2 protein-coding genes are annotated in these 1,091 nt (G+C 73.1%); both read right to left on the bottom strand.

Annotated features, from left to right (window positions below; all coding sequences use genetic code 11):
- Window positions 1-566: flagellar type III secretion system pore protein FliP (locus I59_RS19855; protein WP_376764450.1), on the bottom strand; the 566-nt coding region annotated here is incomplete at its 3' end.
- Window positions 567-667: 101 nt separating this feature from the next.
- The coding region (locus tag I59_RS11260; RefSeq protein WP_148286183.1) for a flagellar biosynthetic protein FliO at window positions 668-1,091 on the bottom strand (424 nt) is incomplete at its 5' end.

Consider the following 1,091-nt stretch of genomic DNA (forward strand, 5'->3'; position numbering starts at 1 on the left):
AACCCGATGATGAAGGCGCTGCGGAGCTCGGAGATGATGAACGCCGGGATCACGGTGGTCATCGGCACGTCGGCCATGTCCTTCGGGTTCGCCTGACCGGCCGCCCGGGTGATGAGCGCCACGTCCTCCTCGCGCGTCTGGTGCAGCATGAACGTCCGCAGCGGCTTCGTGCCGACCTCGACCGCCTGCGCGAAGTCGAGGTGGCCGGCGAGGTACGGCTGCAGGGCGTCGTCGTTGATGTGCCCGATCACGGGCGCCATCACGAAGAGCGACAGGAAGAGCGCCAGGCCGGCGAGCACCTGGTTCGGCGGGATGGACTGGAGTGCGAGTGCGTTCCGGGTCATCGCGAGGACGACGAAGATCTTCGTGAACGACGTCATCATCAGCATGAGGGCCGGGGCGACGCTCAGCAGCGTGATGCCGATGAGCGTGACGACCGCGGACGACGGCGTGCCGTCCGGACCGTTCACGCTGACGCTGAAGTCACCGCTCGCGGGCGGGGTCGGGGTCGGGGGAGCAGTCGGCTGGACGACCCCTGCGGCGTGCGCGCCGGTCGCGGTGAGCATGACGAACCCGGCGACCGCGGCGAGCCCGAGGACGACGAGCGCGACGGTCCGGCCGGACCGCGCGAACCGGTGGGACCTCGCCGTCCGGAGCGCTGCCGCGGTCACCCGGCCCGCCGGTTCCGCAGCGCGGCGGCGGCCTGCCGCCACGTGTCCGCGGACAGGATCGACCCCTGCAGCTGCGCCGCGGTGGGGACGACGGTGCGCTGCGGACGCCGGTTGCGCGGGCGCATCGGCAGCGGCGCTGCGGCGACCGGGAGGCGCGGCTCGGCTCCGACGTGCTCGTCGAGCTCCCGACGGAACGCATCGGCCGACGCGGTCGGTTCCGCGTCACGCCGGACCGCTTCCGCGCGGGCGGCCGGCAGGACGACCGGTGCGGTCACCACGGTGAGCTCCGGTGCCGGGGTCGCACCGCTGGTGAGGAGCGACACGCCGTGCTCGGTGACCCCGAGCACGAGGCGCTCGCCCTCGACGTCGACCACGACGACGCTCGCCTTGCCGCCGATGCCCTGGCGCCCCACGACCTCG

The organism is Curtobacterium sp. B8, assembly GCF_000333315.1.
Lineage (GTDB): Bacteria > Actinomycetota > Actinomycetes > Actinomycetales > Microbacteriaceae > Curtobacterium > Curtobacterium luteum.